Source organism: Brevundimonas sp. (genome assembly GCF_035626535.1).
GTDB lineage: Bacteria > Pseudomonadota > Alphaproteobacteria > Caulobacterales > Caulobacteraceae > Brevundimonas.
In genome coordinates this window covers 46,283-53,917 of sequence record NZ_DASPNO010000052.1, presented here as the reverse complement: position 1 = coordinate 53,917, position 7,635 = coordinate 46,283, and the positions used below count along the sequence as shown (strand labels likewise).

The 7,635-nt window shown below is 68.9% G+C and carries 8 protein-coding genes; 5 read left to right on the top strand and 3 right to left on the bottom strand.

Features of this window, described 5'->3' with window-relative positions; translation table 11 throughout:
* Nucleotides 1-306, top strand: a 306-nt coding sequence (locus tag VEC04_RS07455; protein WP_324775390.1) for an alpha/beta hydrolase, incomplete at its 5' end; no start/stop codon positions are given.
* Here the strand turns inward: VEC04_RS07455 and VEC04_RS07450 are convergent.
* On the bottom strand, nt 303-1,289 hold the full coding sequence (locus VEC04_RS07450; protein WP_324775388.1) for an LLM class flavin-dependent oxidoreductase: 987 nt from the start codon (nt 1,287-1,289) through the stop codon (nt 303-305). The two genes, VEC04_RS07455 and VEC04_RS07450, sit on opposite strands and share 4 nt — an antisense overlap.
* 115 nt (nt 1,290-1,404) lie before the next feature.
* Between VEC04_RS07450 and VEC04_RS07445 the strand changes: the two genes are divergently transcribed.
* Nucleotides 1,405-1,764 (top strand): hypothetical protein, encoded by a 360-nt coding sequence (locus tag VEC04_RS07445; RefSeq protein ID WP_324775386.1) that lies wholly within the window; start codon nt 1,405-1,407, stop codon nt 1,762-1,764.
* Between the two features lie 6 nt (nt 1,765-1,770).
* Here the strand turns inward: VEC04_RS07445 and VEC04_RS07440 are convergent, their stop codons facing one another.
* Together VEC04_RS07440 and VEC04_RS07435 are read right to left on the bottom strand one after the other, a co-directional pair.
* Nucleotides 1,771-2,712: a pirin family protein gene (locus VEC04_RS07440; protein ID WP_324775384.1), complete on the bottom strand. Its 942-nt coding sequence runs from the start codon at nt 2,710-2,712 to the stop codon at nt 1,771-1,773.
* A 36-nt stretch (nt 2,713-2,748) separates the two neighbouring features.
* Nucleotides 2,749-3,237, bottom strand: a complete 489-nt coding sequence (locus tag VEC04_RS07435; RefSeq protein WP_324775383.1) for an Lrp/AsnC family transcriptional regulator — start codon at nt 3,235-3,237, stop codon at nt 2,749-2,751.
* 145 nt (nt 3,238-3,382) lie between these two features.
* On the opposite strand from VEC04_RS07435, the gene VEC04_RS07430 reads away from it, so the two are divergent.
* The 3 genes from VEC04_RS07430 to VEC04_RS07420 all read left to right on the top strand — a co-directional run bounded on the left by VEC04_RS07430 (nt 3,383) and on the right by VEC04_RS07420 (nt 7,635).
* Complete coding sequence (locus VEC04_RS07430) at nt 3,383-4,618, top strand: thiamine pyrophosphate-dependent enzyme (protein ID WP_324775381.1); 1,236 nt, start codon at nt 3,383-3,385, stop codon at nt 4,616-4,618.
* 229 nt (nt 4,619-4,847) lie between these two features.
* Nucleotides 4,848-5,915: an alpha-ketoacid dehydrogenase subunit beta gene (locus tag VEC04_RS07425; protein ID WP_349255593.1), complete on the top strand. Its 1,068-nt coding sequence runs from the start codon at nt 4,848-4,850 to the stop codon at nt 5,913-5,915.
* 1 nt (nt 5,916) lies between these two features.
* Nucleotides 5,917-7,635 carry a 2-oxo acid dehydrogenase subunit E2 gene (locus VEC04_RS07420; RefSeq protein WP_324775377.1) on the top strand — a complete coding sequence of 573 codons (1,719 nt, stop codon included), beginning with the start codon at nt 5,917-5,919 and terminating at the stop codon, nt 7,633-7,635.

Below are 7,635 nucleotides of genomic sequence, written 5' to 3'. Positions count from 1 at the left end.
TACGTCGCCGCCTTCTCCGCCGGCGGTTTCAAGGGCCCGGTGGACTGGTACCGGAACCTTGACGCCAACTGGCAGGCCACCGCCTTCCTGCAGGACGCCCGCATTCGCGTTCCCGCCGCCTTCGCGGTCGGCGAGCGCGACCCGGTCCGCCACTACGCCGGACCAGCCGAGGCCGGGCTGAAGGACTGGCTTGCCGATCTGCGGATGCAGCAGGTCATCCCCGGCGCCGGCCACTGGATTCAGCAGGAACGGCCGGACGAGGTGAACCGTCTGCTGCTCGACTTCCTCGGAGGGGTCGAGGGTTAGAGACCCGACCCCGCCCCGGCGGTGATCTCGAGGCTGCGCACCCTCGCGTCGAGATCGTGGATCATGCCCGTGACCATCACCTCATCCACGCCCGTCAGCCCGATGAACTCGGCCAGCTTGGCGCGCACCGTGTCGCGCCCGCCGATGGCGGTGTAGGTCAGCCGGCTCTCCACGGCCGCGACCTGGCGCGCATCCAGCACCTCCGTGATGTCGGCCACCGGCGGCTTCAGCCGGCCCGGCTTGCCGGTCACCACCGCCGCGAAGGCCTGCTGCATCGAGGTCGACAATCTCTGCGCCTCCGCGTCGGTGTCGGCCGCGAAGACGTTGAACGCCGCCATCGCATACGGCCGCTCCAGCTGTTTCGACGGGCGGAATCCCTCGCGGTAGGTCCGCAGCGCCGGCAGCAGCAGCTCCGGCGCGAAATGGCTGGCGAAGGCGAACGGCAGGCCGAGCTGCGCCGCCAGTTCGGCGCTAAACAGGCTGGAGCCCAGCAACCAGATCGGCACGTTCGAACCCTGCCCCGGATACGCCGCCACCCGCTGCCCCTCCACGGCGGGCGCCAGGTAGCCCTGCAGCTCCAGCACGTCGCGTGGGAACTGGTCGGCGGCTTCGAAATAGCGCCGCAGCGCCCGCGCCGTCTCGCCGTCCGTGCCCGGCGCCCGCCCCAGCCCCAGATCGACCCGCCCCGGATGCAGCGCCTCCAGGGTGCCGAACTGCTCGGCCACCACCAGCGGCGCGTGGTTGGGCAGCATCACCCCGCCCGAGCCGACGCGGATCGTCTCCGTCGCCGCCGCCACGTGGGCCAGGGCCACCGCGGTCGCCGCGCTGGCGATACCCGGCATGTTGTGGTGCTCGGCCAGCCAGAAGCGGGTGTAGCCCAGACGCTCGGCGGCCCGGGCCAGTTCAGTGGTTTCCAGCAGGGCGCGACGGGCGTCGCCGCCCTCCACGATCGGCGACAGGTCAAGGACGGAGAGAGCGGTCATCCGGAACAGATCGGGTTGCGGTCGCCGGATTCAAGTCGCGCCGCGCCCACGCGAACGGCGCGACGTTGCACAATCTCCGGTTTGTGAGAGGATGGCTCCACAAGGAGGATCCGTCATGCGCCTGTCTCCCTGCCTGATCGCCGTCGCCGCGTTCGCCACGGCCGCGCCCGCCATCGCCCAGCAGCAACCGCCGCTGCCGCCGCCGCAGCAACCGCAGCCGCCCGTCTTCCGCGATCTCCGCCCGATGATCGCATCGAACGCGTGGACCCGGTCCGAGTACGAGACCTTCCTGCAGGCGGCCCGCGGCAACAACCTGCCGTCCCAGCCGCTGGCCCGCGTCGATCTCGCCAACCGGGTCAGCACCCTGATGGAACTGGGCCGCTGCACTGAAGCCCGCAACGAGGCCCGCACGGCCGGCGACCGGCTGATGGCCGTGCGCGCGCGGCAGCTCTGCCGCACCGACCGGGACGGCTGACCCGCTCTAGACGGGGTCGGTCGGGTCCGGCCTGACCGGCGCCGGGGCCGGCTCCGGCGTCGACGGCACGTCGGGCAGCGGAATGAATTCGAGATCGTCCCCGACGGGCAGGGTCATGCGGCCCGCCTGCCAGTCGGCCTTGGCGGCGTCGATCTTCGCCTGCGACGACGAGACGAAATTCCACCAGATCAGCCGCGGCCCGACCGGCTCGCCGCCCAGCACCATCACCGTCGCGGGCCGCAGCGCCCGCACCGTCGGCTCGGCGGTCGGCTCCAGTACGATCATCTGGCCTTCGTGGAAGGTCCGGTCCCCGACCTCGATCTCGCCCTTCGCCACATAGAGCGCCCGCTCGGAATAGCCGCCGGCGACACCGCGCCCGGGCGGCGGCGTGGTGCGCACCCCCTCGGCCAGTTCCCAGTGGACATAGAACAGCGGCGACGACGTCGGCACGGCCGCCTTCGCCCCATAGGCCTCGCCCGCCACCAGCCGCGCGAACAGGCCGCCGTTCTCATAGGCCGGCTGGTCCGCCTCGCCATGATGGTGGAACGACGGATCGACATCCTCCGCCTCGGTCGGCAGGGCGATCCACGCCTGCATGCCGTGCATCGGTCCGCCCGTGGACTTCTTCAGCGGATCGGTGCGCTCCGAGTGGACCACCCCCTTGCCGGCGGTCATCCAGTTGACCTCGCCGGGACGGATCGCCTGGCTCGCGCCGGTGTTGTCCCGGTGCATGATCTCGCCCTCGAACAGATAGCTCAGCGTCGACAGGCCGATGTGCGGATGCGGCCGCACATTGATCGCCTCGCTGCCCGGCGCGAACTCGGCCGGCCCCATCTGGTCGAGGAAGATGAACGGTCCCACCATTCGCCGGGCGTGGAACGGCAGCACGCGCCCGACCTCGAACCCGCCGAGGTCCTTGCGCCGGGCGTCGATCACCATCTCGATCATATGGAACCCCTCGGCGCCACGCGCGCCCGAACCGGACTATCCAACGTGCGGAGTGATTATGCCAAGAGGCAGGGAGGTCACGCTCTTCACCCCGCGCGTGACGATGTGGCTCTCGCAGTCCGAGACGATGCCGAGGCTGAGCAGCTTCTCGCGCAGGAAACGGTCGAAGGCGTGCATGTCCGAGGTGATGATCCGCAGCACATAGTCCTCGCGGCCGGTGATGGTGGCGCACTGCACCACCTCCGGCCAGTTGGCCACCGCCGCCTCGAAGACGTCGAGGTTTTCGGTCGACGGCAGGCTCAGCTTGACGATGGCGTAGACCTCGAAATCCAGCCCCAGCTTGGTCGCGTCGAGCAGGGTCACCCGCTTGCGGATGAAGCCCGTATCCTCCAGTCTCTTGATCCGGCGCCAGCACGGCGAGGCCGACAGACCGACCCGCTCCGCCACCTCGGCCACGGACAGTCCGGCGTCCTGCTGCAGGATGTCCAGAATTCGGGCGTCAACGGGATCCAGATCGTCGGCCAAGGCGTTTCTCCGGTTCTTGTTATGGCGCAATAAAATACCCGTGAACCGGCATATGCAAGGTCAAAATCGAGCGAGCCTTGGCTGAAAGACCGTGCTACAGGGCGCCGGAGGAAACGCGGTCGGATCAACCGGACGGCAGGACGGAATGAAAAAGCCAAACACCCAGCCCTTGTCGCTGCGCGTGCCCGAGCCCTCGGGCCGCCCCGGCGACAAGCCGGACTTCAGCCATCTCAAGCTCGACGCGCCCGGCGCTGTGGAGCGGCCGGTCGTCTCGACCGCGCCCTTCGACATGCGCGATCACGCCTTCCGCCTCGTCCGCGTTCTCGACGACGAGGGCAAGGCGGTCGGGCCGTGGAACCCGAAGCTGGACGCCGAGACCCTGCGCCGCGGCCTCAAGGCCATGATCCTGACCCGCGCCTTCGACGACCGGATGCATCGCGCCCACCGCCAGGGCAAGACCAGCTTCTATATGAAATGCACCGGCGAGGAGGCCATCGCCGTCGCCCAGGGCATGATCCTGTCCCGCGAGGACATGGGCTTCCCGACCTACCGCCAGCAGGGCTTGCTGATCGCGCGCGGCTATCCGCTCGCAACCATGATGAACCAGATCTATTCCAACGCCTCGGATCCGATCAAAGGCCGCCAGCTGCCGATCATGTATTCGGCAAGGGACTACGGCTTCTTCACGATCAGCGGCAATCTCGGCACCCAGGTGCCGCAGGCCGTCGGCTGGGCCATGGCCAGCGCCTACAAGGGCGACGACAAGATCGCCATCAGCTGGATCGGCGACGGGGCCACGGCCGAAGGCGACTTCCACAATGCGCTGACATTCGCCGCCGTCTACCGCGCCCCGGTCATCCTCAACATCGTCAACAACCAGTGGGCCATCAGCTCCTTCCAGGGCATCGCCGGCGGGCTGGAGACCACCTTCGCCTCCAAGGCGATCGGCTATGGCCTCCCGGCCCTGCGCGTCGACGGCAACGACTTCCTCGCCGTCTGGGCCGCGACCCAGTGGGCCGAGGAGCGGGCCCGCTCCAACCAGGGGGCCACCGTCATCGAGCTGTTCACCTACCGCGGCGCCCCGCACTCGACCTCGGACGACCCCAGCCGCTACCGACCCGGCGACGAGCACGAGAAATGGCCGCTGGGCGACCCCATCGCCCGCCTCAAGCAGCACCTGATCGCGCTCGGCGAATGGTCCGACGAGCAGCAGACCGCCGCCGAGGCCGACGCCGTCGAACAGGTCCGCGCCGCCGGCAAGGAGTCCGAGGCCATCGGCACGCTCGGTCAGTCGCGCCCGTCCGTGAAGACCATGTTCGAGGAGGTCTATGCGACCGAGGACTGGCGCATCACCGAACAGCGCCGCGAGGTGGGGATATGAACCTCTCTCTCCACCGTCATCCTCGGGCCAGACCCGAGGATCAGACCGTCCGGTGCTCGATGTCCGCCAATATGTTCCTGAACTCGGCGCGCCTTCCTGAGACAGCCAGCGTGACTCAACGCCTGATCCTCGGGTCAAGCCCGAGGATGACGGGCGTGGGAGGGCAAGCCTGATGAGCGAGCAAACCACCTTCACCGCCTCCGACCGCACTGACGGCGTCGAACCAGACATGGTCACGGCGTCCAACGCGCCGGACTCGGTCGCGCCCGCCAACGGCGTGCAGCCGATGAACATGATCCAGGCGCTGAACTCGGCCCTGCACGTCAAGATGGCCGAGGACCCCAATGTCCTCAGCTTCGGCGAGGACGCCGGCTATTTCGGCGGCGTCTTCCGGGTCACCGACCAGCTGCAGCAGAAGCACGGCCTGACCCGCAGCTTCGACGCGCCGATCAGTGAATGCGGCATCGTCGCCGCCGCCATCGGCATGGGCGCGTATGGCCTGCGTCCGGTCGTCGAGATCCAGTTCGCCGACTACATCTACCCCGCCTACGACCAGATCGTCTCCGAGGCGGCCAAGCTGCGCTACCGCTCGGCGGGCCAGTTCACCTCGCCCATCGTGGTGCGCTCGCCCTATGGCGGCGGCATCTTCGGCGGCCAGACGCACAGCCAGTCGCCGGAAAGCCTGTTCACCCACATCGCCGGGCTGAAGGTGGTCATTCCGTCCAATCCCTACGACGCCAAGGGCCTGCTGACGGCGGCGATCGAGGACGACGATCCGGTCATCTTCTTCGAGCCCAAGCGGCTCTACAACGGCCCGTTCGACGGCTGGCACCAGAAGCCGGTCTCGCCGTGGAAAGCCCAGGCCCTGGCCCAGGTGCCGACCGGCAAATACATCGAGCCGATCGGCAAGGCGCGGGTCATGCGCGAGGGGAACGACGTCACCATCCTCTGCTACGGCACGATGGTCTGGGTGTCGCTGGCCGGGGCCGAGCACGCCGGGATCGACGCCGAGGTCATCGACCTGCGTAGCCTCGTGCCGCTCGACATCGAGACCATCGAGGCCAGCGTGAAGAAGACCGGCCGCTGCGTCATCGTCCACGAGGCGCCGAAAACGTCCGGGTTCGGCGCCGAGCTCAGCGCCCTGGTTCAGGAGCGCTGCTTCTATCATCTCGAGGCGCCGATCGCGCGGGTGACCGGCTGGGACACGCCCTATCCGCACGCCTTCGAGTGGGAATATTTCCCGGGTCCGGAACGGGTCGCCACGGCGCTGAAGGCCGTCATGAGCGGGGGGCGCTGAGATGGGTCGTTTCGTCTTCAAACTGCCCGACGTGGGCGAGGGCACGGCCGAGGCAGAACTGGTCGGCTGGCACGTCAAGGTCGGCGACACGGTCGCCGAGGACCAGATCATCGCCGACGTCATGACCGACAAGGCCACCGTCGAACTGACCTCGCCCGTCGCCGGCAAGGTCGTCGCCGCCCACGGCGAACCCGGCCAGCAACTGGCCGTCGGCTCGCCCCTGATCGAGTTCGAGGTCGAGGGGGCGGGGAATTCTGCTCCCTTCCCCCTCGATGGGGGAAGGGTCGGGGATGGGGGTGCTCGCGCCTCTGACGCCGGTGAAGCGCAAAAGGTTCCGTCCACGCCTTCCGCACCTGCCTCTCGACAGCCTGCACCCACCCCCACCCAACCCTCCCCCATCGAGGGGGAGGGCTCGGCTGGTTCGGCCAACTACGTCTTCAAACTCCCCGACGTCGGCGAAGGCACCGCCGAGGCCGAACTGGTCGGGTGGCAGGTCAAGGTCGGGGATGCGGTCGCCGAGGACCAGCTGCTGGCCGAGGTCATGACCGACAAGGCCACGGTCGAACTGACCTCGCCGGTCTCCGGAACCGTAGCCGCCCTGCACGGCGAGCCCGGGCAGCAGATCGCCGTAGGCGGGCCGCTGGTCAGCTTCAACGTCGAGGGCAAGGGCAATCAGGCCTCGGCTCCGGCCGCGGCTGCCACGCCCACGCCCACGCCCACGCCCACGCCCAAGGCAGAGGCCGCACCGGCTCCTGTCACGAAGGCCGTTGCGCCTGCGCCCGCCAAAGCCCCGGCGAAAGCCGTGGCCGAAGCCTTCACCACCCGCGCCGCCGGCCAGCGTCCGCTGGCCTCGCCCGCCGTGCGCAACCGCGCCCGCGATCTCGGGATCGAACTGCAGTTCGTCCCCGGCTCCGGCCCCGCCGGCCGCATCGAGCACGGCGACCTGGACGCCTATGTGGCCTCGGGCGGTCGTGGATCGTCGGTCTCCGGATCAAGCACCGCGTCGACCTACGCCCGGGCCGAAGGAACCACCGAAACCCGCATCATCGGCCTGCGCCGCAAGATCGCGGAGAAGATGGCCGAGAGCGTTCGCCGCATCCCGCATATCACCTACGTCGAGGAGATCGACGTCACCGCGCTGGAAGAGCTCCGCGCCCACCTCAACGCCACGAGGAAGTCGGACCAGCCCAAGCTCAACGTCCTGCCCTTCATCGCCCGCGCCATCGTCGTGGCCCTGCGTGACCAGCCGCAGATCAACGCCTGGTACGACGACGAGGCCGGCATCCTGACCCAGCACGCACCGGTCCACCTCGGCATCGCCGCCCAGACGCCGAACGGCCTGATGGTCCCCGTGGTCCGCCACGCCGAGGCCCGCGACCCGTACGACACCGCCCTCGAGATCGCCCGCGTCTCCGGCGCCGCCAAGTCCGGCAAGGCCAGCCGCGAGGAGCTCTCCGGTTCGACCATCACCATCACCTCGCTGGGCACGCTCGGCGGCGTCGTCCACACCCCCATCATCAACCACCCCGAGGTCGCCATCGTCGGCCCCAACAAAATTCAGGAACGGGTGGTGGTGAAGGACGGCCAGATGGTGGTTCGCAAGATGATGAACCTGTCCTCCAGCTTCGACCACCGCATCGTCGACGGCCACGACGCGGCGGTCTTCGTCCAGCGCATCAAGGGCCTGCTGGAGCATCCCGCGACGCTGTGGATGGGGTGA

Excerpts from the sequence above, each read along its gene's own strand:
- VEC04_RS07430 (WP_324775381.1), top strand. The coding sequence starts at position 3,383 with ATGAAAAAGCCAAACACCCAGCCCTTGTCGCTGCGCGTGCCCGAGCCC.
- VEC04_RS07445 (WP_324775386.1), top strand. The coding sequence starts at position 1,405 with ATGCGCCTGTCTCCCTGCCTGATCGCCGTCGCCGCGTTCGCCACGGCC.
- VEC04_RS07450 (WP_324775388.1), bottom strand. The coding sequence starts at position 1,289 with ATGACCGCTCTCTCCGTCCTTGACCTGTCGCCGATCGTGGAGGGCGGC.
- VEC04_RS07420 (WP_324775377.1), top strand. The coding sequence starts at position 5,917 with ATGGGTCGTTTCGTCTTCAAACTGCCCGACGTGGGCGAGGGCACGGCC.
- VEC04_RS07425 (WP_349255593.1), top strand. The coding sequence starts at position 4,848 with ATGGTCACGGCGTCCAACGCGCCGGACTCGGTCGCGCCCGCCAACGGC.
- VEC04_RS07440 (WP_324775384.1), bottom strand. The coding sequence starts at position 2,712 with ATGATCGAGATGGTGATCGACGCCCGGCGCAAGGACCTCGGCGGGTTC.